At 68.0% G+C, this 26,190-nt stretch carries 28 protein-coding genes; 15 read left to right on the top strand and 13 right to left on the bottom strand.

Annotated features, from left to right (window positions below; translation table 11 throughout):
- Positions 1-25: 25 nt before the first annotated feature.
- From gorA to ACSQ4M_RS02310, 3 genes are all read right to left on the bottom strand, one after another.
- Complete coding sequence (gene gorA / locus ACSQ4M_RS02320; protein WP_436188067.1) at positions 26-1,393, bottom strand: glutathione-disulfide reductase; 1,368 nt, start codon at positions 1,391-1,393, stop codon at positions 26-28.
- A 70-nt stretch (positions 1,394-1,463) separates the two neighbouring features.
- Positions 1,464-2,018, bottom strand: coding sequence for a hypothetical protein (locus tag ACSQ4M_RS02315; RefSeq protein WP_436188066.1), 555 nt, complete (start codon positions 2,016-2,018; stop codon positions 1,464-1,466).
- Entirely contained in the window at positions 2,018-3,556 is a 1,539-nt protein-coding gene (locus ACSQ4M_RS02310) for a class I adenylate-forming enzyme family protein (RefSeq protein WP_436188065.1), read from the bottom strand. Before ACSQ4M_RS02310 ends, ACSQ4M_RS02315 begins: the two co-directional genes overlap by 1 nt.
- A gap of 73 nt (positions 3,557-3,629) precedes the next feature.
- Between ACSQ4M_RS02310 and ACSQ4M_RS02305 the strand changes: the two genes are divergently transcribed.
- From ACSQ4M_RS02305 to ACSQ4M_RS02285, 5 genes are all read left to right on the top strand, one after another.
- Complete coding sequence (locus ACSQ4M_RS02305) at positions 3,630-4,178, top strand: phosphatidylglycerophosphatase A family protein (RefSeq protein ID WP_436188064.1); 549 nt, start codon at positions 3,630-3,632, stop codon at positions 4,176-4,178.
- The gene (locus tag ACSQ4M_RS02300) at positions 4,172-4,657 is read left to right on the top strand and encodes a CinA family protein (RefSeq protein ID WP_436188063.1); all 486 of its coding nucleotides are present in this window, start codon (positions 4,172-4,174) and stop codon (positions 4,655-4,657) included. Before ACSQ4M_RS02305 ends, ACSQ4M_RS02300 begins: the two co-directional genes overlap by 7 nt.
- 77 nt (positions 4,658-4,734) lie before the next feature.
- Positions 4,735-5,181, top strand: coding sequence for a MarR family winged helix-turn-helix transcriptional regulator (locus ACSQ4M_RS02295; protein WP_436188062.1), 447 nt, complete (start codon positions 4,735-4,737; stop codon positions 5,179-5,181).
- Positions 5,182-5,235: 54 nt separating this feature from the next.
- Entirely contained in the window at positions 5,236-5,658 is a 423-nt protein-coding gene (locus tag ACSQ4M_RS02290) for an organic hydroperoxide resistance protein (protein WP_436188061.1), read from the top strand.
- A 50-nt stretch (positions 5,659-5,708) separates the two neighbouring features.
- Positions 5,709-6,755, top strand: a complete 1,047-nt coding sequence (locus tag ACSQ4M_RS02285) for a serine/threonine protein kinase (protein ID WP_436188060.1) — start codon at positions 5,709-5,711, stop codon at positions 6,753-6,755.
- A gap of 3 nt (positions 6,756-6,758) precedes the next feature.
- Here the strand turns inward: ACSQ4M_RS02285 and ACSQ4M_RS02280 are convergent, their stop codons facing one another.
- Both ACSQ4M_RS02280 and htpG read right to left on the bottom strand, forming a co-directional pair.
- On the bottom strand, positions 6,759-7,118 hold the full coding sequence (locus ACSQ4M_RS02280; protein ID WP_436188059.1) for a hypothetical protein: 360 nt from the start codon (positions 7,116-7,118) through the stop codon (positions 6,759-6,761).
- 14 nt (positions 7,119-7,132) lie between these two features.
- Positions 7,133-9,157 carry a molecular chaperone HtpG gene (gene htpG / locus ACSQ4M_RS02275; RefSeq protein WP_436188058.1) on the bottom strand — a complete coding sequence of 675 codons (2,025 nt, stop codon included), beginning with the start codon at positions 9,155-9,157 and terminating at the stop codon, positions 7,133-7,135.
- 212 nt (positions 9,158-9,369) lie between these two features.
- On the opposite strand from htpG, the gene aqpZ reads away from it, so the two are divergent.
- The gene (gene aqpZ, locus ACSQ4M_RS02270) at positions 9,370-10,065 is read left to right on the top strand and encodes an aquaporin Z (protein ID WP_436188057.1); all 696 of its coding nucleotides are present in this window, start codon (positions 9,370-9,372) and stop codon (positions 10,063-10,065) included.
- A 144-nt stretch (positions 10,066-10,209) separates the two neighbouring features.
- Here aqpZ and ACSQ4M_RS02265 read toward each other — a convergent pair whose 3' ends face one another.
- Positions 10,210-10,938 carry a pseudouridine synthase gene (locus ACSQ4M_RS02265; protein ID WP_436193955.1) on the bottom strand — a complete coding sequence of 243 codons (729 nt, stop codon included), beginning with the start codon at positions 10,936-10,938 and terminating at the stop codon, positions 10,210-10,212.
- A gap of 497 nt (positions 10,939-11,435) precedes the next feature.
- On the opposite strand from ACSQ4M_RS02265, the gene infA reads away from it, so the two are divergent.
- The 4 genes from infA to ACSQ4M_RS02245 all read left to right on the top strand — a co-directional run bounded on the left by infA (position 11,436) and on the right by ACSQ4M_RS02245 (position 15,857).
- Positions 11,436-11,696, top strand: a complete 261-nt coding sequence (gene infA, locus ACSQ4M_RS02260; protein ID WP_436188056.1) for a translation initiation factor IF-1 — start codon at positions 11,436-11,438, stop codon at positions 11,694-11,696.
- A 200-nt stretch (positions 11,697-11,896) separates the two neighbouring features.
- Entirely contained in the window at positions 11,897-12,364 is a 468-nt protein-coding gene (locus ACSQ4M_RS02255) for a pilin (protein ID WP_436193954.1), read from the top strand.
- 3 nt (positions 12,365-12,367) lie between these two features.
- Positions 12,368-14,113: a Wzy polymerase domain-containing protein gene (locus tag ACSQ4M_RS02250; protein ID WP_436188055.1), complete on the top strand. Its 1,746-nt coding sequence runs from the start codon at positions 12,368-12,370 to the stop codon at positions 14,111-14,113.
- Between the two features lie 337 nt (positions 14,114-14,450).
- Entirely contained in the window at positions 14,451-15,857 is a 1,407-nt protein-coding gene (locus ACSQ4M_RS02245) for a Wzy polymerase domain-containing protein (protein ID WP_436188054.1), read from the top strand.
- On the opposite strand, the gene moaC is transcribed toward ACSQ4M_RS02245, so the two are convergent.
- The gene (moaC, locus tag ACSQ4M_RS02240; RefSeq protein WP_436188053.1) at positions 15,830-16,327 is read right to left on the bottom strand and encodes a cyclic pyranopterin monophosphate synthase MoaC; all 498 of its coding nucleotides are present in this window, start codon (positions 16,325-16,327) and stop codon (positions 15,830-15,832) included. The genes ACSQ4M_RS02245 and moaC overlap by 28 nt on opposite strands.
- 68 nt (positions 16,328-16,395) lie before the next feature.
- Here moaC and ACSQ4M_RS02235 point away from each other — a divergent pair, with 68 nt between their 5' ends.
- Complete coding sequence (locus ACSQ4M_RS02235; RefSeq protein ID WP_436188052.1) at positions 16,396-17,925, top strand: M48 family metalloprotease; 1,530 nt, start codon at positions 16,396-16,398, stop codon at positions 17,923-17,925.
- 21 nt (positions 17,926-17,946) lie between these two features.
- On the opposite strand, the gene ACSQ4M_RS02230 is transcribed toward ACSQ4M_RS02235, so the two are convergent.
- The gene (locus ACSQ4M_RS02230; protein ID WP_436188051.1) at positions 17,947-18,426 is read right to left on the bottom strand and encodes a hypothetical protein; all 480 of its coding nucleotides are present in this window, start codon (positions 18,424-18,426) and stop codon (positions 17,947-17,949) included.
- A 77-nt stretch (positions 18,427-18,503) separates the two neighbouring features.
- Positions 18,504-19,193: a TerC family protein gene (locus tag ACSQ4M_RS02225; RefSeq protein ID WP_436188050.1), complete on the bottom strand. Its 690-nt coding sequence runs from the start codon at positions 19,191-19,193 to the stop codon at positions 18,504-18,506.
- Between the two features lie 356 nt (positions 19,194-19,549).
- Here ACSQ4M_RS02225 and ACSQ4M_RS02220 point away from each other — a divergent pair, with 356 nt between their 5' ends.
- Entirely contained in the window at positions 19,550-19,984 is a 435-nt protein-coding gene (locus ACSQ4M_RS02220) for a DUF3717 domain-containing protein (RefSeq protein ID WP_436188049.1), read from the top strand.
- On the opposite strand, the gene ACSQ4M_RS02215 is transcribed toward ACSQ4M_RS02220, so the two are convergent.
- Together ACSQ4M_RS02215 and purB are read right to left on the bottom strand one after the other, a co-directional pair.
- The gene (locus ACSQ4M_RS02215; RefSeq protein ID WP_436188048.1) at positions 19,985-20,548 is read right to left on the bottom strand and encodes a YaeQ family protein; all 564 of its coding nucleotides are present in this window, start codon (positions 20,546-20,548) and stop codon (positions 19,985-19,987) included. It lies immediately after the preceding gene.
- Positions 20,549-20,551: 3 nt separating this feature from the next.
- On the bottom strand, positions 20,552-21,931 hold the full coding sequence (gene purB, locus ACSQ4M_RS02210; RefSeq protein WP_436188047.1) for an adenylosuccinate lyase: 1,380 nt from the start codon (positions 21,929-21,931) through the stop codon (positions 20,552-20,554).
- Between the two features lie 102 nt (positions 21,932-22,033).
- On the opposite strand from purB, the gene ACSQ4M_RS02205 reads away from it, so the two are divergent.
- Both ACSQ4M_RS02205 and ACSQ4M_RS02200 read left to right on the top strand, forming a co-directional pair.
- Entirely contained in the window at positions 22,034-22,648 is a 615-nt protein-coding gene (locus tag ACSQ4M_RS02205; RefSeq protein WP_436188046.1) for a glutathione S-transferase N-terminal domain-containing protein, read from the top strand.
- A 347-nt stretch (positions 22,649-22,995) separates the two neighbouring features.
- A complete protein-coding gene (locus tag ACSQ4M_RS02200) occupies positions 22,996-23,850 on the top strand; it encodes a ferritin-like domain-containing protein (RefSeq protein WP_436193953.1) in 855 nt (284 codons plus the stop codon).
- On the opposite strand, the gene ACSQ4M_RS02195 is transcribed toward ACSQ4M_RS02200, so the two are convergent.
- The gene (locus ACSQ4M_RS02195; RefSeq protein ID WP_436188045.1) at positions 23,847-25,055 is read right to left on the bottom strand and encodes an HD-GYP domain-containing protein; all 1,209 of its coding nucleotides are present in this window, start codon (positions 25,053-25,055) and stop codon (positions 23,847-23,849) included. The two genes, ACSQ4M_RS02200 and ACSQ4M_RS02195, sit on opposite strands and share 4 nt — an antisense overlap.
- A 90-nt stretch (positions 25,056-25,145) precedes the next feature.
- On the opposite strand from ACSQ4M_RS02195, the gene rfaE2 reads away from it, so the two are divergent.
- A complete protein-coding gene (gene rfaE2, locus ACSQ4M_RS02190) occupies positions 25,146-25,640 on the top strand; it encodes a D-glycero-beta-D-manno-heptose 1-phosphate adenylyltransferase (protein ID WP_436188044.1) in 495 nt (164 codons plus the stop codon).
- Here rfaE2 and ACSQ4M_RS02185 read toward each other — a convergent pair.
- Complete coding sequence (locus tag ACSQ4M_RS02185) at positions 25,595-26,188, bottom strand: hypothetical protein (RefSeq protein WP_436188043.1); 594 nt, start codon at positions 26,186-26,188, stop codon at positions 25,595-25,597. The genes rfaE2 and ACSQ4M_RS02185 overlap by 46 nt on opposite strands.
- Positions 26,189-26,190 lie beyond the last annotated feature (2 nt).

Below are 26,190 nucleotides of genomic sequence, written 5' to 3'. Positions count from 1 at the left end.
CATTGTGCAGCGCCACGATGGCGCCCTATTCGGGTGCGGGCTCCCGCAGGGTCACGAATTCCTCCGCGGCTGTCGGATGGATGCCGATGGTGCCGTCGAACACCGCCTTGGTGGCGCCCGCGCGCAGGGCCACGGCGAAGCCCTGCACGATCTCGCCGGCATCCGCGCCCACCATGTGCAGGCCGACCACGCGGTCGCTGGCCGCATCGACCACGAGCTTCATGAGCGTGCGCTCGCTGCGGCCCGACAGCGTGTGGCGCAGCGGCTTGAACTCTGTGCGGAACACCGTGACGCGGCCGAACTTCGCGCGCGCGGCTTCCTCGGTGTAGCCCACGGTGCCCACCGGCGGGTGCGTGAAGACAGCGGTCGGGATGTATTCGTAGGACACCGTGCGCGCGGCCTTGCCGGGCGCCGGGCCGAGCAGGTGGTCCACCAGCGCCATGGCCTCGGCCGTGGCCACGGGCGTGAGCTGCATCTCGGTGGACACGTCGCCCAGCGCGAAGACGGACGGCGCGCTGCTGCGGTAGTGCGCGTCCACCACCACGGCGCCCTGCGCATCCAGCCGCACGCCGGCCGCCTCCAGGCCGATGTTGGCGGTGTTGGGACGCCGGCCGGTGGCGAACAGCACGGCGTCGGCGTCCAGCAGATCGCCACCGGCCAGCGTGAGGTGCAGGCCCTTGGGCGTGCGCGCGATGCGTTCGACCTGGGCGTTCAGACGCAGGTCGATGCCGGTCTTGCCCATTTCCGAGGCGAGGAAGCGGCTGATGTCCTGGTCGAACGAGGACAGGATGCGGCCGCCGCGCTGCAGCTGCGTGACCTCGGCACCGAGCCCGCGGAAGATGGACGCGAACTCGCTGGCGATGTAGCCGCCGCCCACCACCACCAGCCGCCGGGGGAACGGGTCGAGGTCGAACATCTGGTCGGAGCTGAGGGCCAGCTCGCGCCCGGCGATGTCCGGCATGAAGGGCGTGCCGCCGGTGGCCACGAGGATGTGGCGGCCGGTCAGCCGGCGCGGGCCGACCTGCAGCGTGTGCGCGTCGGCCAGCACACCCCAGCCTTCGACGACCTCGACGCCCGCACCCTTGAGCAGGTCGCGGTAGATGCCGTTGAGCCGGCCGATCTCCTTGGCGCGGTTGGCCTTGAGCGTGGCCCAGTCGAAACGCGGCTCGCCCACGTTCCAGCCGAAGCCGGCGGCCTCCTCGAAGGCCTCGGCGTAGCCTGCGGCGTAGCTGTAGAGCTTCTTGGGAATGCAACCCACGTTCACGCAGGTGCCGCCCAGTGCTGCGGCCTCTACCAGCGCCACGCGGGCGCCGCGCTGGGCCGCCATGCGCGCCGCGCGCACGCCGCCGCTGCCGCCGCCGAGCACGAGCAGGTCGTAGTCGAACTGTTCCATCGTCTTGTTCCTTGTTGTGGCGGCGCGATGATCGCCGGATCGGCAAGCCCGCAGGACGCGGGTGGGCTTCTCAGCCGAAGCGCCGCAGGCCTTTGGCGCGCGACCAGACCCAGGCCGATTGCGCGGCATCACCCGGGAAATCGGGCCGGCGCCAGAGCCAGACGGCGGCGAAGTGCTCGGCGCTGGCGAAGTGGGTCAGCCAGACCTCGGCGCTGGCCAGCACCTGGGGCCACGGTGTGGCCAGGTGGTCGGACCAGGCGAGAAGCTCCAGGTCGGACGCCCGCACGCCGTTGTACAGGCCGGCCTCGGCCTTCTTGAACTTGCGCGAGAACGCGTCGACCGCGCTGGCGATGGGCGGCAGCCGGGCCGGCGGTGCGTCGACCGGTGGCAGGCGCGGCGCCTGTCGGGCCAGCATCTGGCTGTCCTGTTCGGTCAGGCGCACGAGTTCCACGGCCAGCAGGTGGTCGCTCTCGACCGATTTGGCCAGGATGTCGGGCTCGCGCGCGTTGGGGTTGCCGTTGGTGACCGATGCCAGGTCGATGTCGGCCCGCCAGCGCTGTGCGAACTCCAGGAAGATCGCGCGTTCCAGCGCGCCCTTGTGCTGCTCGCGCAGGCGGTCGGGCATCAGCGCACGCTGCCGGTCCAGCTGTCGCGCAGTTCGCGCTTCAGGATCTTGCCGATCGCGCTGCGCGGCAGTTCCTCGGTCAGCACGAGTTCGGACAGGCGCTGCGTCTTGCCCACGCGCGCGTTGACCCAGTCTTTGAGCTCGGCTGCGGGGACGGACTGGCCGGGCCGCAGCACCACGAAGGCCACGGGCGTCTCGCCCCAGGCCTCGGACGGCACGCCGACCACGGCGCTCTCCAGCACCGCCGGGTGCTGGCGCAGCTCGCCTTCCATGTCGCTCGGGTAGATGTTGAAGCCGCCCGAGATGATCATGTCCTTCTTGCGGTCGAACAGCACGAGGAAGCCGTCGGCGTCGAAGCGGCCGATGTCGCCGGTGCGGATGAAGCGCTTGCCCGCGGGGTCGAACCACTCGGCCTCGCGTGTCTTCTCTGGCTGGCGGTGGTAGCCGTTCATCATGCCGCCCGAATGGCCCACCACTTCGCCGGCCTCGCCCGCGGGCACTTCCTTGCCGGCCTCGTCGATCAGACGGATGTCGCTGGTGGCGGCCGGCCGGCCCACGGTGTGCAGCTTGTCCGGGTGCAGGTGGGCGTCCAGGATGCAGCTGCCGCCGCCCTCGGTCATGCCGTAGAACTCCACCAGGCCGCCGGGCCAGCGCTTGAGCACGTCGGCCTTGAGCGCGGGCGAGAACGGTGCGCTGGTACAGAACTTGAAGCGGTAGCTGGACAGGTCGTGCGCGTCGAAGTCGGGCAGGGCCAGCAGGCGCTGGTACTGCACGGGCACCAGCATGGTGTGGCTCACGCGGTGGCGCACCGCGAGCTTGAGGTATTCGGCCGCGTTGAACTTGGCCATCAGCAGCACGGTGCCACCGAAGGCCAGCGTCGGGAAGAACAGCACCAGCGTGGTGTTGGAGTAGAGCGGGGTGGACAGCAGCGTGACCGTCTGCGGGCTGTAGTCGTACTGCCGGCCGCGCTGGATGTGGGACCAGCGCATGCCGTGCGACTGCACGATGCCCTTGGGCGCCCCGGTGGTGCCCGAGGAATAGATGATGTTGAAGGCCGCGGCCGGCTCCACCGGCGCGGGCTGCGGTGGGCTGCCTTCGGGCGCCAGCCAGTCCGCCAGTGGCTGGCCGACGGCGGCGTCGCCGTCCAGCGCGATGCGCGGCGGGTTCAACGCGCCCGTGGCGATCTCGCTCGTGGCGTCCAGGAACACCAGCTTGGCCTCGGCGTTGTCCACCATCTGGGCCAGGCCCTGCGGGGTGGTGCTGGGGGCCAGCGGCGCCACCACCACGCCGGCGCGCAGCGCGCCCAGGAACACGGTGGCGTAGGCGATGGATGAAGGCGCGCAGATGGCGATGGCCTCGCCAGGCTGGATGCCGGCGCGCTGCAGTGCCACGGCCACCTGGTCCATGCGCCGGTCCAGCGTGGCGTAGTCCACGCGCTCCTCGCCGTGCACGACGGCCGGGTGCTGGGGTTGGCGCTGGGCGTGCTGGGCGATCAGGTCGGCGATGCGGGCGAAGGGCTGGTCGATGGTGTCTTGCATGGTGTGGAGGCGAAGAACAGACGCGGCGCGCAGCTCGGCCGGTGGCACGCGCGGCTACCATCGCCGGCATTCCATGACGACCGACTCTGCTGTCTCCGCGCCCGACCCGGCGCTGCGCGCGCCGATTCTGCGGCCAACGGCGCGTTTCATGCTGTCGCATCCGGCGCACTGGATCGCGTTGGGCTTCGGTTCCGGCCTTTCGCCCAAGGCGCCCGGCACCGCTGGCACGCTGTGGGCCTGGCTGGCCTACTGGGTGATGCACAGCCGGCTCGACGCGGCGCAGATCGGCTGGGTCATCGCGCTGTCGCTGCCGCTGGGCTGGTGGGCCTGCACGGTGTGCGCGCGCAACTTGCGCGTGGCCGACCCCGGTGCCATCGTCTGGGACGAGGTCGTGGCCTTCTGGCTGGTGCTGTGGCTGGTCATGCCCACGGGCTTCTGGGGCCAGTTGGCCGCGTTCGCGCTGTTCCGCTTCTTCGATGCCGCCAAGCCCGGCCCGGTGGCCTGGGCCGACCGCCAGTTCAAGGGCTTCGGCGCGCGCGGCGGCTTCGGCATCCTGTTCGACGACCTGGTGGCGGCGTTCTGCACGCTGCTGGTGCTGGCTGTGTGGAGGTGGTTGTGGTGAACGATTCCGTCGATGTTCTGGTGCTGCGCCTGGCCGATGTGCTGCGTGCGCGCGGCCTGATGCTGGCCACGGCCGAGAGCTGCACCGGCGGCCTGATCGCGGGCGCCTGCACCGACCTGGCGGGCTCCAGTGACTGGTTCGAACGTGGCTTCGTGAGCTACTCCAACGCGGCCAAGACCGAACTCCTGGGGGTGGATGCCGCGCTGATCGTGGCGCACGGGGCCGTCAGCGAGCCGGTGGCGCGGGCCATGGCGCAAGGCGCGGTGCGGCACGCCCATGCGCAGCTGGCCGTGGCGGTGACCGGCGTGGCCGGCCCGGGTGGTGGCAGCGCCGAAAAACCGGTCGGCACGGTCTGGTTCGGCTGGGCGCTGCCGGGCGGCACCCACACCGAAGTGCAGTGCTTCGCCGGCGACCGCGCGGCCGTGCGGGCTGCCACCGTGCGCCACGCCCTGGCACGTCTGCTGGACCTCCTGGACTGAACCCATTGGGGGTGGGTTGCATTTTGTTACAGGCAATTGAATTGCGCGCAATTGAATTGCGAATTAGAATTCAGCCCATGGCATCGAACCCCGCTCTCGGCGAACAGGCATTGCAGTTGGACCACCAGCTGTGTTTTGCGCTGTACTCCGCCTCGCTGGCGATGACCAAGCTCTACAAGCCGCTGCTGGAGCCGCTGGGCCTGACCTATCCGCAGTACCTGGCCATGCTGGTGCTGTGGGAGCAGGACGGCCCCATGGTCTCCGCGCTGGGCGAGCGGCTGCGGCTGGATTCCGGCACGCTCACGCCGCTGCTCAAGCGCCTGGAGGCCGCCGGCCTGGTGCAGCGCGAGCGGGCGGCCGAGGACGAACGCCGCGTGCATGTGCACCTCACGCCGGCCGGCCGCAAGCTCAAGGCCCGCGCGATGACCATCCCCGGCTGCGTGCTCGAAGCCAGCCAGTGCACGCTGGCCGAGATCTCCGAATTGACACAGCAGGTGCGTACGCTGCGCGACCGCATCGCCTGACCATCCGTTTCACCCCAACCGCTTCGACCGAAGCACCTACCCCCAGGAGTCACCATGACCACCACGCTCGACAAGGTTCTGTACACCGCCCAATCCCACACCACGGGCGGCCGCGACGGCGGCGCCGGCAAGTCGTCCGACGGCAAGCTCGAGGTCAAGCTGAGCTCGCCCGGCACCTCGGGCACGGGCACCAACCCCGAGCAGCTGTTCGCGATCGGCTACTCGGCCTGCTTCATCGGCGCCATGAAGGCCGTGGGCGGCATGAAGAAGATCACCGTGCCGGCCGACGTGGCCGTGGACGCCGAAGTCGACCTGGGCCCGACCGCCAAGGGCTACGGCATCGCCGTGCGCCTGAAGGTCTCCCTGCCGGGCATGGAGCGCGAAGCGGCCCAGGCGCTGGTGGACGCCGCCCACGGCGTGTGCCCGTACTCCAACGCCACGCGCGGCAACATCCCGGTCGAGATCACGCTGGTCTGACGCCGGCAGGGCATCCGCCAGTGCGGCGGGTGCCCGGCGACAATCGCGCGATGTCTTCCGACGCGATGTTTGCCGACGCCCAGCGTCACCCCTACGACAGCCTCACGCCCGACCGGGTGCTCGATGCGCTGGACACCATCGGCCTGGTCGGCGACGGCCGGCTCATGGCGCTGAGCTCCTACGAGAACCGCGTCTACCAGGTGCAGCTGCAAAGCGCGCTCGACGGCGTCTCCGAGACGGTGGTCGCCAAGTTCTACCGCCCTGGCCGCTGGAGCGAGGCGCAGATCCTCGAAGAACATGCCTTCGCCGCCGAACTGGAGCAGGCCGAAGTGCCTGCCGTGGGGCCGCTGGCCATCGCCGGTGCCACGCTGCACCGCTTCGCCGATTTCTGGTTCGCGGTGAGCCCGCGCCGCGGCGGCCGCACGCCCGAGCTCGACGACTTCGAGGTGCTGGAATGGATCGGCCGCTTCCTCGCCCGCATCCACAGCGTGGGCGCGGCGCGGCCCTTCACCGAACGTCCCACGCTGGACCTGCAGAGCTTCGGCACCGCATCGAAGGACTGGCTGCTGGCCCACCAGATGGTGCCGCTGGACGTGCAGGCCGAGTGGGAGCGCGTGTGCACCGAGGCGCTGCGGCGCGTCGAGGCCAGCGGCCTGCCGCAGGTCGGCCAGGCCGGCGGCATCGCCAGCCTGCGCCTGCACGGCGACTGCCACCCCGGCAACATCCTGTGGACGCCGACCGACCGGCCCGGCGGCGGCCCGCATTTCGTCGACCTGGACGACGCGCGCATGGGCCCTGCGGTGCAGGACCTCTGGATGCTGCTGTCGGGCGACCGCAAGCAGCGCACGCTGCAGCTGTCGGGTTTGCTGGACGGCTACGAGCAGTTCCGCGACTTCGACCGGCGCGAGCTGGCGCTGATCGAGCCGCTGCGCACGCTGCGCCTGATCCACTACAGCGCCTGGCTGGCGCGGCGCTGGAGCGATCCGAGCTTTCCGGCGAACTTTCCGTGGTTCGGCAGCAGCGACTACTGGCAGGGCCAGGTGGTGCTGCTGCAGGACCAGATCGAGGCGATGGACGAGGCGCCGCTGAGCGCCTGAGTGCTATGGACCGCCGACGTTGTCGGCGTTGGTTCCAGGGGGCGGCGTGGGCCTGGGATCCTTGGGGTCGTAGATCACGGTGCCGGTGCCCACGCCGGCACCCACGCGCGCGCCACCGCCCACGCCCGTGCTGACGCCCACGCCAGCACCGGCCGACACCTGGCCGCGCTGGTTGACGCCCACGCCCACGCCGACCGGCCCGACACCGGTGCCCACGCCGACGTTGACGTTGCCGCCCGAGCCCACGCCCACGCCCAGCGAGACGCCCGGAAACACCGGCACGCTGATGCCCACGCCGGCCGCACAGCCGCCCAGGACGATGGCGCAGGCGAGGGCGGAAAGCAGGCGGGTGGCGTGGGTCATGGCGGCTTGGACTCTCAGGCCAGCAAGGCGTTCACACGCCGCACGTAGGCCGCGGGATCGTCCGGCAGCCCGCCTTCGGCCAGCAGCGCCTGGTCGAACAGGATGTGGGCCAGGTCGTGGAAGTGCACGGAGCCGTCCAGCTTCTTGACCAGCGGGTGCTCGGCGTTGACTTCCAACACGGGCTTGACCTCGGGCGCGCTTTGGCCGGCCTGCTTGAGCATGCGGGCCAGCTGGGTGCTCATGCCATGGTCCTGCACCACCAGGCAGGCCGGGGAATCCACCAGGCGCGTGGTCACGCGCACATCCTCGGCCTTGTCCTTGAGTGCTTCCTTGAGCTTGGCCAGCAGCGGCTTGAAGGTCTCGGCGGCCTCTTCGGCGGCCTTCTTCTCGTCCTCGTCCTGCAGCTTGCCCAGGTCCACGGCGCCCTTGGCGACCGACTGCAGCGGCGTGCCGTCGAACTCGGTGAGGTAGTTCAGCGCCCACTCGTCCACGCGGTCGGTCATCAAGAGCACCTCGATGCCCTTCTTCTTGAAGACCTCCAATTGCGGGCTGTTCTTGGCGGCGGCCAGCGTGTCGGCCGTGATGTAGTAGATGGCCTCCTGGCCTTCCTTCATGCGGCTCTTGTAGTCGGCGAAGGAGACCGTGACGGCATCGGACTGCGTGCTCGCGAAGCGCAGCAGCTTGGCCAGGCGTTCGCGGTTGGCGAAGTCCTCGCCCAGGCCTTCCTTGAGCACCGAGCCGAACTCGGCATAGAAGCGCGCGTACTTGTCGGACTCGTCGGCGAACTGTGCGGAGGCGTCGGCGGCCGTGGCGGTCTTGTCCACCACGTCGGTCACCGCTTCCGTCGGCTCGGGCGCCGGCACGGCGTCGCCCGAACCCACGTCGATCTTGCCTTCCTGGCTCTCGGGCGCGGTCTTCTGCTTCTTGGCCAGGTCTTCCAGCATGGACAGCACGCGGCGCGTGTTGCCGTCGCGGATCGCGCGCACGTCGCGGCTTTCCTGTAGCAACTCGCGGCTCACGTTGAGCGGCAGGTCGGCCGAGTCGACCACGCCCTTGACGAAGCGCAGGTAGCTGGGCAGCAGCGCCTCGGCTTCGTCCATGATGAAGACGCGCTTGACGTAGAGCTTGAGCCCGCCCTTCTTGTCGCGGTTCCACATGTCCATCGGCGCCTTGCCGGGGATGTAGAGCAGCTGCGTGTACTCGGTGCCGCCTTCCACGCGGTTGTGCGAGTGGGCCAGCGGGGCCTCGTGGTCGTAGCTGATCTGCTTGTAGAACTCGGTGTATTCCTCGGCCGTGATGTCCTTCTTGGGGCGCGACCACAGCGCGGTGGCCTTGTTGACGGTCTCCCACTCGTCGGTGAGGACCATGTCGCCGCCCTTGTTGTCCTCGCCTTCCTTCCACTCTTCCTTGCGCATCAGGATGGGCAGCGAGATGTGGTCGGAGTACTTGGCGATGATGGACTTGAGCTTCCAGGTGTTGAGGTACTCCTCGCCTTCGGGCCGCAGGTGCAGCGTGACGCTGGTGCCGCGCGCGGCGCGCGTGATGGTCTCGACCTCGAAGTCGCCCGTGCCGCCGGACACCCAGCGCACGCCCTGGTCGGCCGGCAGCCCGGCGCGGCGCGATTCCACAGTGATCTTGTCGGCGACGATGAAGCCGGAGTAAAAGCCCACGCCGAACTGGCCGATCAATTGCGCGTCGACCTTCTGGTCCCCGCTGAGCTTGCCCATGAACTCCTTGGTGCCGCTCTTGGCGATGGTGCCCAGGTTGGCAATCGCCTCGGCTTCCGACAGGCCGATGCCGTTGTCGGTGATGGTCACGGTCTTGGCGGCCTTGTCGAAGGAGACGCGCACCTCCAGGTTGGGTGCGTCCTCGTACAGCTTGCCGTCGTTCAGCGCTTCGAAGCGCAGCTTGTCGCAGGCGTCCGAAGCATTGGAGATCAGCTCGCGCACGAAGATCTCGGGATTGGAGTACAGCGCGTGCGTGACGAGGTGCAGCAACTGGGCCACTTCGGCCTGGAAGGACAGGGTTTGCTTGGTCATGTCGTTGTGTGGTCGGTCGGTTCCGGCGGCGTGCCGGACAGGGGCGCAATTATGGGCGGCGCAAAAGTCTTCAAGTCCGTGAACTAATCTGTCGCGAGGTGCCAACTGGTTACAAAGTGCGCGTTCCTTGTTACGTGTTGCATGCAATTACGTGTTGAGAATTTTGCCCGTCGGTGCGCGTGCACTGCCATCCTCTCAAGAAAGACCAACAAATGGACAGCAACATCAAGAAGTGGACGGCCGAATTCCTCGGCACGTTCTGGCTCACTTTCGGCGGCTGCGGCAGTGCCGTGCTGGCAGCCGCATTCCCGGGTGTGGGCATCGGCCTGCTGGGCGTGTCGCTGGCCTTCGGCCTGACGGTGCTGACGGGCGCCTACGCCTTCGGCCCGATCTCGGGCGGGCACTTCAACCCGGCCGTGTCGGTGGGCCTGGCCGTCGGCGGCCGCTTTCGCTGGGCCGAACTGCCGGGCTACGTGATCGCCCAGGTGCTGGGCGCCGTCGCTGCTGGCGGCGTGCTGTACCTGATCGCCACCGGCAAGCCGGGCTTCGAGGTCGGCGGCTTCGCCAGCAACGGCTTTGGCGAACTCTCGCCCGGCAAGTACAGCATGACGGCCGTGCTGATCGCCGAGGTGGTGCTGACGGCGGTGTTCCTGCTCGTCATCCTGGGCAGCACGGCCAAGCGCGCGCAGGGCGGCTTCGCAGGGCTGGCGATTGGCATGTGCCTCACGCTGATCCACCTGGTGTCGATCCCCGTGTCCAACACCTCGGTCAACCCGGCGCGCAGCACGGGCGTGGCGCTGTTCGCCAGCACCGGCGCCACCGGCCAGTTGTGGCTGTTCTGGGTCGCGCCCATCGTCGGCGCCGTGCTCGGCGCGCTGATCTACCAGGCCGTGCTCAGCGACGAGTAGGGAGCATCCCCCCAAGCGGCTGCGCCGCTCCCCCCTTCTGCTGTGCGAAGGGGGGCACATCCAGCGGTCTGGCAGAGCCAGCCCCGCGGGTGTCGCTGGCATCGCCTGCTCCGCGGCGCTCTGACCGCGCCGGATCGACCGGATCTAGAACTGCTCGCCGGGGGCCAGGTAGCGCCACTGCCCCGGCGGCAGGCGGCCCAGCAGCACCCGCCCCATGCGGATGCGCTTCAAGCCCACCACCTTGAGGCCGACCTGCTCGCACATGCGGCGGATCTGCCGCTTCTTGCCTTCGGTGAGCACGAAGCGCAGCTGCTCTGCGTTCTCCCACTCCACCACGGCCGGCTTGAGCGGCTTGCCGTCCAGCGACAGCCCGTGCCGCAGCCGGGCCAGCTGCGCCGCCGGGAACGCGGCGCGCACGTCCTGCGCCAGCGTGTCCCATTGCACGCGCACGAGGTATTCCTTCTCCATGTGCGCGTCTTCGCCGATCAGCTGGCGCGCGATGCGGCCGTCCTGGGTCAGCACCAGCAGGCCCACGGAATCGATGTCCAGCCGGCCTGCCGGGGCCAGGCCGCGCAACTGCATGGGCGTGAAGCGCATCGGTGCGCGGTCTTCGGCCCAGCGGTTCTGCGCCGTGACCAGCGTCACGGCAGGTGCGTGGCCGTCCTCGGCCTGGCCGCTGACATAGCCCATGGGCTTGTGCAGCAGGATGGTGACCTGGCGCGCCTGCTGGCCCTGGGCCGCACGTTCCACGGTGATGCGGTCCGTGGCGCCCACCTTCTGTCCCATGGTGGCCGGCTGCTCGTTCACGCGCACCCAACCGCGTTCGATCCAGTCGTCGGCCTCGCGGCGCGAGCACAGGCCCATGTCCGCCATGCGCTTGTTCAGGCGCACGGCCTCCGTGGCGACGGCAGGCGTCGACGCGGCGGCCTTGGGAATGCGGCGGATCGGCGGAGCAGGGGGCTTGGGGGTGTTCATGCGAAAGGGCCCGCAGCAAGGGTGCGGACGGCGCAGGAGTCTACGCGACGGGCTGCGCGGCACGGCGCGCAGCAGCACGCCTTCGGAGCACGCCGAGGGGCAGCGCCGGCTACACTTGCTGCCCTCGCCGCCCGGCAGCTGGCCGATGCGGTGCAGTCGTCCGGCGCCCTGCGCCGCCCCGACCTGCCTCTGACCGGCTGGCTGCGCCGGTCGCCAGTTCGTGTGTCGTGCGGCCACGAACGCCCGGGTCGGCGCTTCCCCTTTTCCGTCCCACTATGTGACCAGGCGGCATGCTGTTGCCTGGTGTGTGCGTACCCGGCCTTTCCGTGGCCGGGCACTGTGTTGAACCTTAGCGCTGTGCGTGCGCCTGCAGCACCGCCCTGTGAGGAGTTTGAATGAGCAAGGAAGAACTGATCGAAATGCGCGGCAAGGTGGACGAGGTGCTGCCCGACTCGCGTTTCCGCGTGACGCTGGAGAACGGCCACCAACTGATCGCCTACACCGGCGGCAAGATGCGCAAGCACCGCATCCGCATCCTGGCGGGCGACAACGTGTCGCTGGAACTCTCGCCGTACGACCTGACCAAGGGGCGCATCACCTTCCGCCATCTGGAATCGCGCGGGCCCGCGCCGATGTCCCGGCCCGGATCGCGCTGACGCTGATGACAAAAACGTCAGATCCGTTCTTCAAAAATGGCGGATCTGGCGCTGCCGGCCGCAGGACAGACCCAGAAAAGCGAGAAAAATGTCGCAATCTGAGCCTCTTGCGGGCGGCATTCGGGGCTGGCATGCAATCTGCACAGAAGTCGCGGTTGACCTTTTCCAACCGAATTGAGGAGTCCTGAATGAAGCGTTCCATGCGCACCCTGCAAAAGGGTTTCACCCTGATCGAACTGATGATCGTGGTCGCGATCATCGGCATCCTGGCGGCGGTGGCGCTGCCGGCGTATCAGGACTACACGGTGCGGGCGAAGGTGTCTGAATTGATTTTGGCGGGATCGTCAGCTAAAACCGCCTTGGCTGAAGCTGTGCAAAGTGGGTCGGGTTTTCCGGCAACGGCGAGCGCCACGGTGGAAACCCAAGCTTCCAAGTACGTCTCCGCTGTAACTTACGTGAGTTCAGCTTCAACGACGGGGACCATCGTAGTAGTTGGTAATGGCACGAGCGAGAGCAAGTTGAGTGGCAAGGGAATTCAGTTTGTCGGCACCGCGGCGGCGAATGGGCAGGTGACGTGGGTCTGCAACGCTGCAGCGAGTGGCGTGGTTTCGTCCATCACTGCAGTGCTCGAAACGAAATATTTGCCTGCCAGCTGCAAGGGCACCTGATTCTTGGTTGTCCGCAACAAGGCTCCTTCGGGAGCCTATTTTTTTGGCGTCGCGCCAACCGGGACCTTTCGCGTTTCTTCGTTCTGGTTGCTCGCTTGGTCGGCAGCACTCTCGTGGGCATGGCTGTTGCCCAACCACTACCAGCCTTGGTCGACGTTTCACATGGATGCTTGGACCTCCACGGTGTTACTCGGCATGGCCATCGTGTTGGCATGGGGGCTCCACGACAAACCGGCCAAGATGACATGCATCGCTGCAACCGCACTTGCCGTTGCAGCGCTTCCATGGCTGCAATACTGCTTCGGGCAACTGCAGTTCGCTGGTATCGCGTGGGTCGGCAGTGCCTACATGCTCGGATTCGCACTGACTGTGCTAGTGGCGTACCGATGGGAAGAGCATGCACCTGGGCAGTTGGGCGATGGCGTCTTTGTTGCGATCCTGATTGCGGCACTCCTTTCCGTCGGACTGCAGTTGCACCAATGGCTTGGCTTGGATCTGTTGGATGTCTGGCTGATGGGCAGCGGCGGCGGCCGTCCATATGCCAACGTCGGTCAGCCGAATCAGTTGGCCACCCTGCTTCTTTGGGGAATTTTGGCTCTCCTGTGGTTCTGCGTACGTGGTCAGATTCGCCCATCAATCGCAGCTTTGGCTACTGTATTCCTGTCGTGGGGGCTAACGCTGACCGCATCGCGTGCAGCATGGGTGGCTGTGCTGCTGCTTCTGGCATGCATTTGGTGGTGGGCGCCGCTGTGGCCGTGGATTCGCACGCGCTGGATGGCACTTGTGCTGGCTGGTTGCTTTGCTCTACAGGCTTGGGCGGCACCCATCGTCACGGAACTCTTGCTGTTGCCTCCATTCGACGATGCGGCCAGCATCGCGGCCCGTTCCTCCGCGGATCTTCGGATCCAGGCTTGGCGGTTGTTCCTCGACGCAGTGGCCAGCGCGCCTTGGCTTGGATACGGCTGGAATCAGGGCAGCATGGCGCACCTGATGGTGGCGCCTGACCACCCTCCGCTAAATGTTCTATTTGTGTATTCGCACAACCTCTTTCTAGACTTCATCGTCTGGTTCGGCATTCCTATCGGAGCTGTCCTGAGTCTGCTGCTAGGTGCTTGGCTGTGGCGGCGCACGCGAGCTGTCCATGACGGACAGAGCGCCACGTTGTTGATGATGTTGGTCGTCGTCGGGAATCATGCGATGTTGGAGCTTCCGCTGCACCATGCCTACATGCTTCTGCCCGTGGGACTGGTCATTGGTGTGCTGGACTGGCGTCTGCGCGGAAAAGCGTTCACCTTCAACGTATCTCGATTGCAGTGGGGCCTAACGTTGGCGTGCACCTTGATGCTGGCAGGCATCGTGTGGGATTACCTTCGAATCGAAGCATCCCATCTGGCACTTCGATTCGAGCAGGCAAACTTCAAATTGCCAGTTCCCCAAACCGCTCCCAAAGTTCTGTTGCTCGACCAATTGCATGCTCCGATCGCACTCGCTAGGTTCGATCCCACTCCAGCGAATGCTTCCGAGTCGGTGGACTGGATGCGACGCACCGCCTGGATTTATCCCACGGCTGGTGCTGTCCATAAACTCGCGGCGAGCCTGGCTTGGACGGGGCAACCGGACCAAGCGGCACTCTGGCTTCGCAGAATGTGTGCGGTGTCGCCTCCCCTGGAGTGCGGCGCGGTGCGTGCAGCCTGGAAGCGTCAGGCAATGGCCGATCCGGTGATTGCAAACGTGCCTTGGCCGGAGTGATTGGAGCGGGTAGCACTGTGCACGTGATCAGCACATGACCTCGCCAGCAGTGATATGGCATCGTGGATCGGCGTCGCGGTCACGTCGCAAGCGGATTGCCTTTGGCCTGTTCCTTCTATGTGCAGTGACCTGGTTGAACCCGTTTGCCTTCGGTCCCATTACATCTGTCCCCCCCTGGTTGTTCTGTGCCTTTGTCGTAGGCTGGGCCACGCTGTTGTCGTCTCTGTTCGCGGCCTTGAGGCCCGAGACGAGAGGAGCGTGGTGGTGTTTTGGCGGCACAGCACTGCTGCTAATCCTTGCTCTGTTGCGGCGTCCTGCCGAACTACAGCCCTATGAAATGCTGGCGCTGTCCGGTGGCCTTGGCGTCATCGCGCTGGCAGCAACCCTCGTCCGTCAAAGCGCGTGCCTGGACTGGGCGGGAAGGGGTGCGCGGGGCGTATTGTTGCCTTGGGGCATCGCTGCCCTCATCAGCAGTGCTATGGCGCTACTGCAGTATTTCGGCCACGCGAGCGTATTCACTCCCTGGCTCAGTTGGAGCCCCGCCGGCGAGGCCTTCGCCAACTTGCGCCAGCGCAATCAGTTCGCCTCGCTGACAAACATTGGGCTTGCGGCGCTGCTGGCTACCTGTGTCCTGCCGAGGCAAAGGCCCACGCTGTCGCAGACCGCCTGGCTCGCCGCACCCATGGCGCTGCTAGTGGTCGCCAATGCGGCATCCTCCTCGCGCACCGGGCTGCTGCAACTTGTGCTGCTGTCCGGTGCGGCGCTGTTTTGGCGACGCGATGCGCGAACGCTGGCCTGGGTCGGCTGCATCCTTGGCTGCTACGCGCTCGCTACGCTGGCGCTCCCCTGGCTCGCCGGCCTCGACCCCGCCACCCACGGCATGTTCTCCCGCCTGCGCGAAGGTGACGCCCTGTGCTCCAGCCGCATCACCCTGTGGCGCAACGTCCTGCATCTGATCGCGCAGAGACCCTGGCTCGGCTGGGGCTGGGGCGAACTCGACTACGCCCACTACATCACGCTCTACGACGGCCCGCGCTTCTGCGACATCCTCGACAACGCCCACAACCTGCCGCTGCACCTGGCCGTGGAGTTGGGCATTCCCGCCGCCGTGCTCGTGTGCGGCGGCGTGCTGGTCTGGATCCTGCGCGCCCGGCCCTGGCACGAGACCGACGCGGTGCGGCGCGCGGCCTGGATGGTGCTGGCCGTGATCGGCGTGCACAGCCTGCTCGAATACCCGCTGTGGTATGGCCCGTTCCAGCTCGCGCTGGGACTGTGCCTGGGGTTGCTGTGGCGTGACGACCCGGCCGCACGGCCCGCTCCGGCCGCCGTGCGCCACGTGCCCACGCTGCTGGCCGTGCTGTCGCTCGCGCTGGTGGCCTACGCCGCCTGGGACTACCGCCGCATCGGCCAGGTCTACCTGCCCCCGGACCAGCGTGCTCCCGCGTACCGCGACGACCCGCTGGCCAAGGCGCAGCAGAGCTGGCTCTACCAGCGGCAGGTGAAGTTCGCAGCGCTCAGCGTGGCGGAGGTGACGCCGGACAACGCCGCCGCCATGCATGCGCTCGCAACGGAGCTGCTGCACTTCTCGCCCGAGCCGCGCGTCATCGAGAAGCTGCTCGACAGCGCGCAGTTGCTGGGCCTGCAGAGCGAAGTGGCGTTCCACAAGCCGCGCTTCGCGGCGGCCTTTCCGAAGGACTATGCGCGCTGGCTCGCCGCTCAGCCCGCCGATCCACCAGCCAGGTAATCCCCCGACTTTCCTCCGCGCTTCTCCAGCAGCCGCACGTCCGTCATGGCCATACCGCGGTCGGCCGCCTTGCACATGTCATAAATGGTCAGCAGCCCCACCTGCACCGCCGTCAGCGCCTCCATCTCAACGCCCGTCGGCCCGATGGTCTCGGCCGTCACCGTGCAATCGACCCAGGCCGTGCTATCGCCCTCGCCAGGCAGCGCGAACTCCACGGCCACCCGCGTCAGTGCCAACGGATGGCACAGCGGAATCAACTCGCTGGTCTTCTTGGCGGCCTGGATCGCGGCGATGCGCGCGATGCCCAGCACGTCGCCCTTCTTGGCGTTGCCCTGCCGGATCAGCGCCAGTGTGGTGGGCTGCATGGCGATGCGGCCTGTGGCCACGGCCACGCGGCGCGTGGCGGGCTTGTCGGCCACGTCCACCATGTGGGCCTGGCCGTGGGTGTCGAAATGTGTCAGCGTGCTCATGGGCGGGGGAGTCGGGGGCGCTGCGCCGGGGAACTGAACCCGGCGCCGGATCGCGCATCATAGAGGGCATGGTTTCCACATTCCTGCGCGGTGCGCAGCGCCTGGTCTGCCTGGCGCTGGCCTGTTCCATGACCCTGGCCACGGCCCAGGGCCTGCCCAGCCTGGGCGACGGCAGTTCGATGACGACGGCGGCCGAGCGCAAGCTCGGCGAGCGCATCGCGCGCGAGCTCTACCGCGATCCGGACTACATCGACGATGCCGTGCTCGAGGACTATGTGCAAAGCATCTGGCAGCCGCTGCTGGCGGCCGCCCGGCAGCGCGGCGAACTGACTTCCGAGCAGGACGAGCGCTACGCCTGGGAGATCCTCATGGGCCGCGACCGCACGATCAATGCGTTCGCGCTGCCGGGCGGCTACCTGGGGCTGCACCTGGGCCTGATCGGTGCCGTCAGTTCGCGCGACGAGCTGGCCTCGGTGCTGGCGCACGAACTGACCCACGTGACGCAGCGCCACATCTCGCGCCTGATGGAGCAGTCCTCGCGCGTCACGCCCTGGGCCATCGGCGCGATGATCCTGGGCGCGCTGGCCGTCAGCAAGAGCCCGGACGCCGCCAGCGCCGTCATCATGGGTGCCCAGGGCGCTGCCGTTCAGAGCCAGCTCAACTTCTCGCGCGACATGGAGCGCGAGGCCGACCGCATCGGCTACGGGGTGGCCACGCAGGCCGGTTTCGACCCGGCCGGTTTCGTGAGCATGTTCGACAAGCTGCAGCAGGCCAGCAAGCTCAACGACAACGGCTCCTTCCCCTACCTGCGCAGCCACCCGCTGACCACCGAACGCATGGCCGACATGCAGGCCCGCCAGGCCCTGCTGGAGCGCCGGCCCGTGCCGGCCCAGCCCGATCTTGTGCACGCCATGATGGCGGCGCGCGCGCGCGTGCTGTCCAACCCCGGCCCGGACCGGCTGCGTTCCTGGGTCGGCGAGGCCGGCGCGCTGGGCGAGGTGCCCGCCGCACAGGCCGCGCCGGTGCTGTATGCAGGGGCGCTGTCGGCCAGCCGCCTGCGCGACGACGGTGCGGCGCGCAGCCTCGTCGGGCGCTTGCGTGCGGCGGTGCAGTCCGACCCCAAGGCCCTGCGCCAGGCGGCGCTGCTGGACGCCGAGGTGCGCGCTGCGGCCGGCGATGCCGGCGGTGCACTGGCGGCACTGGCCGCCATTCCCGCGGATCTGGCCGGCCGGCCCGAGATGCTGCTGGCGGCGCCGCTGCAGATCCGCAGCGGCCGCGCGGCCGAGGTGGCGCAGCGGCTGCAGGCGCGCGTGGCGCTGGATCCGCGCGACGCGGCTGCCTGGCAACAGCTGGCCAGTGCCTACGAACAGCAGGGGCAGACGCTGCGCGCCATCCGCGCCGAGGCCGAGCTGCAGGTCGCGCGGCTGGACTATGCCGGCGCGCTCGACCGCTTCAAGGCGGCCCAGAACTACGCGCGTGGACCGCGCCAGGGCAATGCGGCGGGCGACCACATCGAGGCCTCGATCATCGACGTGCGCGCACGCGCGATCGAGGCCATCGTGAAAGAGCAGGAGAAGGAGCGGCAGGCCGAGCGCTGACGGCCCGCCGCGGCGTGCGGCCTACTCCGCGAGCACCAGCACCAGGCCGAAGATGCCGGCAATGGCGCCGGGCAAGGACCACGGCGGCTGCTTCTTGCTGGCGGCGGGGGCTTCGGCGACGGGCGCCACCACCGGCTGCATGTCGTGGCCCAGCTTGGGCCGGCGCGCGTCCAGCAGGTGCTGCGAGCGGTGCTCGGCGGCCAGCTGCGTGTGCAGTTCCGTCAACGGACCCTTGGCCAGCACTTCGGTGATGCGGTCGCCGCGCTGGCGCAGCCAGGGCGAGACCTCGTTGAACAGCTTGTCCGACCATTTGGCGCGCCAGTTCTCGCGCGCGCTGTGGCTGACCCACTTGCTGATGCGGTGCGTCATGCGCGGTGCGCACGCCACCAGCACCCAGTGGACCGGGGGCAGCTGCGTGTCCGTCGCGCCGGCATCGAGCACAGAGGCCAGTTGCTGCCTGGCGTAGGCCGCATCGTCGATGTAAACAATGACCGTTTCCATGGGGGCCTCCTGGTTCGGCGGACTGTCGTCAAGGCATGGGGCTGCCGCCGCAGCCCCATGCCCGGTTTTCGCCCGCCTCAGGCGGCCTGTTGCTTTGCCGCGCTGCTGCGCTCCTTGAGCCAGCCCGCACCGAGCACGCCCAGGATCACGGCAGCCGTCAGGCCCCAGCGCAACGCGGGATTGTCGGTGAACGTGGTGCCCAGCACGGGCTCGTTCACGATCATCTTGGCGGCCGTGAAGGCCAGCACCGCCGCACCGATTTTGATGATCATCGGGAAGCGCTCGACCAGCTTCAGCACCATGGTGCTGCCGAAGACCACGATGGGCACGCTGATCAGCAGGCCAATGACCACCAGATCCATGGCGCCATGGGCCGCACCGGCCACGCCCAGCACGTTGTCCACGCCCATCAGCGCGTCGGCGATCATGATGGTCTTCATCGCGCCCCAGAAGGTGGTGGCCATGGGGCCGTGGCCTTCCTCGTCCTCATGGTTGTCGGCCAGCAGCTTGTAGGCGATCCAGACCAGGCCGATGCCGCCGACCAGCATGAGGCCGGGCACCTTGAGCAGCCAGACCACGCCCAGCGTCATGACGGCACGCACGGCGATGGCGCCGACGGTGCCCCAGATCACCGCCTTCTTCTGCAGGTGCGGTGGCAGGTTGCGGGCGGCCAGGGCGATGACGATGGCGTTGTCGCCGGCGAGCACCAGGTCGATGAGGATGATGGCCAGCAACGCCGACCACCATGCGGTGGACATGAACTCCATGAACAAAACTCTCCGTGTTGTAGATCAAGTACAACCAGAAACAGGCGAGCCTGGCGGAGCTGGTGGATGCCATGCCACCGCAAGCGCACTTCGACCCGCCCATCTCGGGCGTGGATCGAAGGTCTTGCTCGGCATGTAGTTGTCCGATGTCTGCCCGACCTGCCGGAAGCCATGCTTCGTCATGACGGCGCGGTCGAAACGGCTGCGGCAGCTTTCCCCAACGGATTGCCTACCTGCGTCGCAGCCAGTGGGAGCTACTCCCCTTCGCGGCGCGGATTAGAGCACCGGCTGCAGCATTTGCTTGCAAGTCCTTGCGCCGCAAAAGGGGCTTGACACGGCGCTATGATCCGCGCCCCATGGCAGGCATCCACATCACCGACATCGAAGCCGCCATCAACCACTGGCGCGAGCGCACGCCCTCGCCCGATGGCGTGACTTTGGGGCCCGAGCTGCGGGCCCTGGCCGAGGTCTACGCGCTGATGGTGTACTACCACGAGGACGAGGCCGACGAAGCCAGCATGCCTGCCAAGGCGCGGCAGGCCTGGCTCGCCTGGTACGCCACCCAGCCCGACACGCCCTGCATCGCGATCTGCTCCACCAGCCAGGGCGACGACGACTGCAAGGGCTGCGGCCGCAGCTTCGAGGAGGTGCAGCTGTGGCCGGAGATGTCCCCGGCCGAGAAGCGCGCGACCTGGCGCCGCATCACGCTGCACGGCCAGGCCTGGCGCTTCAACCGCTATGCCGAGCGGGCGACCGAGAACAAGGCCGCCGACCCGCCCGATCCCGCCTGATCAGGGCTGCCAGCGTTCGCAGGCGAGTTCGAGGCTGGTGCTGGCGTTGGACAGCAGCAGCTGCCCATCCTGCACGGTGGCCTGCAGCTGCATGCTGCGTTCGGCCATCGCGGCCAGAGCCTGGCTGGTGGCCGTGGGAATGCGCCAGACCGTGAGCTTGTCCTGCCGCGCGAGCTTGGCGCGGATGCCCTGCCACCAGATCTCGGCCGAACTCTGGTAGGCGTAGACCGCCACCGCGTCGGACTTGCCGCAGGCCTTGGCCAGCGCGCGCTCCTCGGGCAGGCCGACCTCGATCCAGAGCCGCGCCTGGCCGGTGTAGTCGCGCAGGATCACGTCCGGGTCGTCGGGATCGGACAGGCCGGCGCCGAAACCGAGTGTGCCGTCGCCATTGCAGACCGTCTGCAGCGCGTGCGCATTGAGCGCCAGCGCGGCCAGCCGCACCATCATGCGTTCGTCGGTCTCGCTCGGATGCCGGGCCAGCGTGAATTGGTGGTCGGCGTAGTAGCCGTGGTCGATGTCGGCGATCGACAGCGCGGCCTTGAAGACCGTGGACTTCAGTGCCACGGTTCAGACGCGCTTGGCCAGGTCGACGGCCTTGCCGATGTAGCTGCCTGGCGTCATGGCCAGCAGCCTGTCCTTCTCGGCCTGCGGAATCTCCAGCGAGCGGATCAGACCATGCAGGTCGGCGGCCTGCACGGTCTTGCCGCGCGTGACGTCCTTGAGCTTCTCGTAGGCGCCCTGCACGCCGAAACGGCGCATCACGGTCTGGATCGGCTCGGCCAGCACTTCCCAGGAACTGTCCAGGTCGGCGTCCAGCGCCTCGCGGTTGAGCTCCAGCTTGTTCAAGCCGGTCAAGAGCGACTGGTAGGCCAGCACGGCATAGCCCAGCGCCACGCCCATGTTGCGCAGCACCGTGGAGTCGGTCAGGTCGCGCTGCCAGCGGCTGACAGGCAGCTTCTCGGACAGGTGGCGCAGCAGTGCGTTGGCCAGGCCCAGGTTGCCTTCGGCGTTCTCGAAGTCGATCGGGTTCACCTTGTGCGGCATGGTCGACGAACCGATTTCGCCGGCCTTCAGGCGCTGCTTGAAGTAACCCAGGCTGATGTAGCCCCAGACGTCGCGCGACCAGTCCACCAGGATGGTGTTGGCGCGCGCCACGGCGTCGAACAGCTCGGCCATGTAGTCGTGCGGCTCGATCTGGATGCTGTAGGGCTGGAACGTGACGCCCAGGCCCAGCGGCTCGGGCGTCTCGATGACCTTGCGGCTGAAGGCCTCCCAGTCGAATTCGGGCCAGGCCGACAGATGGGCGTTGTAGTTGCCCACGGCGCCGTTCATCTTGGCCAGCAGTTCCACGCCGGCGATCTGCGCGCGCGCCTTCTCCAGCCGGCGCAGAACGTTCGCCACTTCCTTGCCCACGGTCGTGGGGCTGGCGGTCTGGCCGTGGGTGCGCGCCAGCATGGGCACGTCGGCGAAGGCCTGGGCCATCTCGCGCAGCTTGGCCAGGATGGCGTCCAGCGCGGGCAGCAGCACGTTCGCGCGTGCGGCCTTCAGCTGCAGTGCATGGCTGGTGTTGTTGATGTCCTCGCTGGTGCAGGCGAAGTGCACGAACTCGGCCGCAGCCAGCAGCTCGGGCCGGGCTTCGAACTTGGACTTGATCCAGTACTCCACGGCCTTCACGTCGTGGTTGGTGGTCTTCTCGATGTCCTTGATGGCCAGCGCATCGGCTTCGCTGAAGTTCTTCACCAGGCCCAGCAGATAGGTGCGCGCGCCGGGCGTCAGCGGCTTGAATTCGTCGAAGCCGGCGTCACTGAGCGCGATAAACCAGGCGATCTCGACCTGCACGCGCCGGTGCATGAAACCGTGCTCGCTCATCAGGGGGCGCAGCGGCGCGAGTTTGGCGGCATAGCGGCCGTCCAGCGGGGAAAGGGCGGAGATCGTCGAGAGGCTCATGGGGCCGAATTGTAGGTTGCGCACCACGCCCGCCCTGGACCGGCCGCCTAGAATCTGCCCGCCTGGGGCGGTGCCCAGGCTGCCCCCCAAGACCCCATGCCCATGAAACTGATCGGTTCGCTCGCCAGCCCCTACGTCCGCAAGGTCCGCATCGTCATGGCCGAGAAAAAGCTGGACTACCAGTTCGTGGACGAGGATGTGTGGGCCGATGCCACCACCATCGCGCGCTCCAACCCGTTGGGCAAGGTGCCCTGCCTGGTCATGGAAGGCGGCGAGGCGGTGTTCGATTCGCGCGTGATCGTCGAATACCTGGACACGCTGTCGCCGGTCGGCCGGCTGATCCCCACGCAGGGCCGCGAACGCGCCGAGGTCAAGACCTGGGAAGCCCTGGCCGACGGCGTCATGGACGCTGGCGTGCTGGCCCGGCTGGAGGCCGGCTGGGCGCACCGCGCCGAGGGCGAGCGCAGCCAGGCCTGGATCGAGCGCCAGCTCGGCAAGGTCAACGCCGGGCTCAAGGCCATCAGCCAGGGGCTGGGCGACAAGCCCTACTGCAGTGGCATCCACCTGAGCCTGTCGGACATCGCGGTCGGCTGCGCGCTGGGCTGGCTGGAGTTCCGCTTCCCGGACATCGCCTGGCGCAACAACCATCCGAACCTGGCGCGGCTGCAGGACAAGCTCATGCAGCGCGCGAGCTTCGCCGACACCCAGCCGCGCTGAAGCGCGGGGTGCAGACGCAGAACAGGGCCCCTTGGGGCCCTGTTGTCATTGGCGGTGTATGAAAGGCTGCGAAGCGCCCCGGAGCGAACGAGGGGGAGGGAGGAGGAGGAGAACCACTCCGGGATTGCTTCCTGCGCAGGGCGCAAGGGAAGGCTTCGCAGCGAAAAAAGGCGATGCCCTACAGGCACCGTGTTCCATGGAGCATGGACCGCACGGGAAAGTTCCGGCAATGTTCAGCCCGGGCCGTAAAAAAATGTTCACGCATCGGTGCTTGCCCTGGAACCGGCGCGGAAAAAGGCCCTGCCAAGGCCGGCTTGCCTACAATCCCCGCCTCAATGACGACTGCCATGCTGTACCCGGAACTGTTCAAACAACTCGAAGCCGTGCGCTGGAACATGGAGAAGGACATCCCCTGGGACCAGTTCGACGCCTCCAAGCTCACGGACGAGCAGGCGCAGACCATCAAGATGAACGCCATCACCGAGTGGTCGGCGCTGCCGGCCACCGAGATGTTCCTGCGCGACAACCAGGGCGACAGCGATTTCTCCGCCTTCATGTCGGTCTGGTTCTTCGAGGAGCAGAAGCACTCGCTGGTGCTCATGGAATACCTGCGCCGCTTCAAGCCCCATCTGGCGCCCACCGAAGCCGAACTGCACGAGGTGCGCTTCGAGTTCGACCCCGCGCCCGCGCTGGAAACGCTGATGCTGCACTTTTGCGGCGAGATCCGCTTGAACCACTGGTACCGCCGCGCCAGCGAGTGGCACACCGAACCCGTGATCAAGAAGATCTACGACACGCTCAGCAAGGACGAAGCCCGCCACGGCGGTGCCTACCTGCGCTACATGAAGCGCGCCATCCAGAACGTGGGCAACGAGGCGCGTGCGGCCTTCACCAAGGTCGGCGTGCTGATGGCCAGTGCGCGGCGCACGGCCCAGGCCCTGCACCCGACCAACCTGCATGTGAACCAGGCCCTGTTCCCGCGCGACACGGTGCAGTCGCGCCTGCCCAATCCGGAATGGCTGGAGCACTGGCTGGACCAGCAGATCAAGTTCGACGCCGTCTGGGAAGGCAAGGTCGTCGACCGCATCCTGCACAACCTGAGCCTGCTGATGGACCGCAGCTTCAAGACCGTGCAGGAACTCAACCGCTACCGCAAAGAGATCACGCGCGAGCAGGCCGCGGCGGCGGCCAACGCCGCCTAGACGAGCGTCAGCAGCCGGTCCAGCGGTACCTGGACCTTCACCTCGCGCTGCGGCACGCTGCCCGCGATCTTGTACTGCGGCAGGGCCGTGTCGCGCAGCATCATGGTGCCGGCCGGTAGCCCGTCGCGGTTGACCAGCACCGCCACGCGCGGCGTGCTGGTGTTCTTGCCGCGCTGGATCACCACGGCCAGCTCGTTGTTGACGAGCCGCACGTACAGGCCTGGCGAGTACACGCCCACCGCCTTGATCAACGCCGCACCGGCTTCGTCCACCTGCTGCGCCTCGTCGAAGTAGCAGCCCTGCATGGCGGCCGAGGTGGACATGGGCGTGCGCGACACGCGCGGCGCCAGCCGGCTCGTGAACATGTCGGCGCGCTGGATCAGGCGCGCCAGCCGCAGCGGCACGGTCTTGTCGGCCAGCGGCCCGGGCGCGCGGTCGTGGTGGTGGCGCACGGCCAGCAGCCAGTTCTCGTCGGTCACGCCGAGCGACAGCAGCGCCGAGAAGCTGCGCTGCGCGTGCAGCTCGATGGACTCGATCTGCGCGGCGGTCAGCGCATCGGCCTGCTGCGCCAGTTGGTCCTGCAGTGCCGTCATGCTCATGTTCATGGTCAGCGCGGCCTTGCCCAGGGCTTCGTCGAGTTCGGCCGGCCACTGCAGCACCTCGCGCGCAGCCAGGCTGCACACCACATAGACGACCATGGCGTGGGTGGCGCTGTACATGCGCGTCTCGGTGGCTGCCAAGTGGTTCAGGGCCAGCAGCGTCGCGTCGGCGTGGTGCTGCACGGCCTCGCGCAGCTCCTGGTAGAGCTTGTCCAGCCGGCCCAGGAAATCTTCGCCCTGCGCGTCGCGCAGCAGGCCGTTGGCGCGCGACTGCAGCGCCACCCAGTCGGGCCGGTCGGGCTTCTCGGGCCGCACGTTGCTGGAGAACAGGTCGTCGGGCGCGATCTTCACGTTCTGGATCTCGCCCAGCGTGCGCTCGGAACGCACCATGTCGTGCAGCTTGCCCATGTAGGCGCGCTGGCGGTCGTCGCTGGCGTCCATGTCGATGCAGACCGTGATGCCGCGCGAAGTCCACTGCGTGAACTCGCCGCGCGTCTGGATCACGTAGCCCTTGTGGGCCAGCAGCACCCCCCGCTCGGTGCGCAGCTCGAACGGCAGCGGATGGCCGAGCTTGATCGAGTTGATGTTGACTTCGACAAGGTTCATGGACGCACGATTATGGGAGCCGCGGCGCCCGCCGCACAGTCCGAAATGGCGGGCCATCGCTCGCCATTTCGGCTGCTAGCATCGCCGCCCATGAACGCCTTCGCCCCACCCGCCTTCCTGGACAAGATCTGCGCCCGCAGCGACGCGCCCGCGCGCCTGGCCGCGCTGCCGCGCCCCTGGGTCTTCACCAACGGAGTGTTCGACATCCTGCACCGCGGCCATGTGAACTACCTCGCGCAGGCGCGCGCGCAGGGCGGCAGCCTGGTGCTGGGGCTCAACAGCGATGCCTCGGCGCGTCGCCTGGGCAAGGGACCGGACCGGCCGCTCAACGCCGAGGCGGACCGCGCCGTGATGCTGGCCGCGCTGGAAGCCGTAGACCTCGTGACCTGGTTCGACGAGGACACGCCGCAGGCCCTGATCGGCGAGCTGCGGCCCGACCTCATCGTCAAGGGCGGCGACTACGACATGGACACGCTGCCCGAGACCGCGCTGGTGCGCAGCTGGGGCGGCGATGCGCTGGCGATTCCCTTTGTGGATGGCTACTCGACCACCGCGCTGGTGGCACGCATCCGCGACAAACCGTAGGCGGCCAGCGCGCAGAGCAGCCCGGCCAGTGCGCCCGTGAGGTGCGCGCCCGTGGCCACGGCAAAGCCCCATTCGGGCTCGAACACCAGCGGCCGGCTCCAGGCGCCCTCGGCCAGCAGCTTGGCCGCCAGGCCCGCCCCCAGCAGGCCGGCCCAGGCCTGGTGCCCGCGCGTGAAGGTGCAGTGCACCACGAGCACGGCCACGGCCGCGTGCAGCACGCCGGACAGGCCGGCATAGCGCTCGATCTGCGGGAACAGCAGCAAGCCCAGCGTGGACAGCGGCCAGGCCGCGAACAGGGCCCAGGCCTGGGCGCGCGGCACCTGCAGCGCCAGCCCCAGCACGGCCACGGCCGCCAGCGCCAGCAGGTTGGCCAGCCAGTGCGCGGGCGAGCGGTGCACGAGGGCGGCGGCCCACCAGGTCATGGCGTCGCCCGCGAAGTCGGGCCACCACTCCCATTCCAGCGGGTTGCCCAGCCACCAGGCCAGCCCGCTGCCGGCGCCCAGCAGCAGGCACAGCGCGGGCCAGGACCAATCTTCGTTGCGGTTCACAT

The organism is Pseudorhodoferax sp. LjRoot39 (assembly GCF_964253035.1).
In the GTDB taxonomy this organism is placed as follows: Bacteria; Pseudomonadota; Gammaproteobacteria; order Burkholderiales; family Burkholderiaceae_C; genus Pseudorhodoferax.
This window is presented reverse-complemented; position numbering and strand designations above follow the sequence as displayed.

Excerpts from the sequence above, each read along its gene's own strand:
- gorA (WP_436188067.1), bottom strand. The coding sequence starts at position 1,393 with ATGGAACAGTTCGACTACGACCTGCTCGTGCTCGGCGGCGGCAGCGGC.
- ACSQ4M_RS02315 (WP_436188066.1), bottom strand. The coding sequence starts at position 2,018 with ATGCCCGACCGCCTGCGCGAGCAGCACAAGGGCGCGCTGGAACGCGCG.
- ACSQ4M_RS02310 (WP_436188065.1), bottom strand. The coding sequence starts at position 3,556 with ATGCAAGACACCATCGACCAGCCCTTCGCCCGCATCGCCGACCTGATC.
- ACSQ4M_RS02305 (WP_436188064.1), top strand. The coding sequence starts at position 3,630 with ATGACGACCGACTCTGCTGTCTCCGCGCCCGACCCGGCGCTGCGCGCG.
- ACSQ4M_RS02295 (WP_436188062.1), top strand. The coding sequence starts at position 4,735 with ATGGCATCGAACCCCGCTCTCGGCGAACAGGCATTGCAGTTGGACCAC.
- ACSQ4M_RS02290 (WP_436188061.1), top strand. The coding sequence starts at position 5,236 with ATGACCACCACGCTCGACAAGGTTCTGTACACCGCCCAATCCCACACC.
- ACSQ4M_RS02285 (WP_436188060.1), top strand. The coding sequence starts at position 5,709 with ATGTCTTCCGACGCGATGTTTGCCGACGCCCAGCGTCACCCCTACGAC.
- ACSQ4M_RS02280 (WP_436188059.1), bottom strand. The coding sequence starts at position 7,118 with ATGACCCACGCCACCCGCCTGCTTTCCGCCCTCGCCTGCGCCATCGTC.
- htpG (WP_436188058.1), bottom strand. The coding sequence starts at position 9,157 with ATGACCAAGCAAACCCTGTCCTTCCAGGCCGAAGTGGCCCAGTTGCTG.
- aqpZ (WP_436188057.1), top strand. The coding sequence starts at position 9,370 with ATGGACAGCAACATCAAGAAGTGGACGGCCGAATTCCTCGGCACGTTC.
- ACSQ4M_RS02265 (WP_436193955.1), bottom strand. The coding sequence starts at position 10,938 with ATGGCGGACATGGGCCTGTGCTCGCGCCGCGAGGCCGACGACTGGATC.
- infA (WP_436188056.1), top strand. The coding sequence starts at position 11,436 with ATGAGCAAGGAAGAACTGATCGAAATGCGCGGCAAGGTGGACGAGGTG.
- ACSQ4M_RS02255 (WP_436193954.1), top strand. The coding sequence starts at position 11,897 with ATGCGCACCCTGCAAAAGGGTTTCACCCTGATCGAACTGATGATCGTG.
- ACSQ4M_RS02245 (WP_436188054.1), top strand. The coding sequence starts at position 14,451 with ATGCTGGCGCTGTCCGGTGGCCTTGGCGTCATCGCGCTGGCAGCAACC.
- moaC (WP_436188053.1), bottom strand. The coding sequence starts at position 16,327 with ATGAGCACGCTGACACATTTCGACACCCACGGCCAGGCCCACATGGTG.
- ACSQ4M_RS02235 (WP_436188052.1), top strand. The coding sequence starts at position 16,396 with ATGGTTTCCACATTCCTGCGCGGTGCGCAGCGCCTGGTCTGCCTGGCG.
- ACSQ4M_RS02230 (WP_436188051.1), bottom strand. The coding sequence starts at position 18,426 with ATGGAAACGGTCATTGTTTACATCGACGATGCGGCCTACGCCAGGCAG.
- ACSQ4M_RS02225 (WP_436188050.1), bottom strand. The coding sequence starts at position 19,193 with ATGGAGTTCATGTCCACCGCATGGTGGTCGGCGTTGCTGGCCATCATC.
- ACSQ4M_RS02220 (WP_436188049.1), top strand. The coding sequence starts at position 19,550 with ATGGCAGGCATCCACATCACCGACATCGAAGCCGCCATCAACCACTGG.
- purB (WP_436188047.1), bottom strand. The coding sequence starts at position 21,931 with ATGAGCCTCTCGACGATCTCCGCCCTTTCCCCGCTGGACGGCCGCTAT.
- ACSQ4M_RS02205 (WP_436188046.1), top strand. The coding sequence starts at position 22,034 with ATGAAACTGATCGGTTCGCTCGCCAGCCCCTACGTCCGCAAGGTCCGC.
- ACSQ4M_RS02200 (WP_436193953.1), top strand. The coding sequence starts at position 22,996 with ATGCTGTACCCGGAACTGTTCAAACAACTCGAAGCCGTGCGCTGGAAC.
- ACSQ4M_RS02195 (WP_436188045.1), bottom strand. The coding sequence starts at position 25,055 with ATGAACCTTGTCGAAGTCAACATCAACTCGATCAAGCTCGGCCATCCG.
- rfaE2 (WP_436188044.1), top strand. The coding sequence starts at position 25,146 with ATGAACGCCTTCGCCCCACCCGCCTTCCTGGACAAGATCTGCGCCCGC.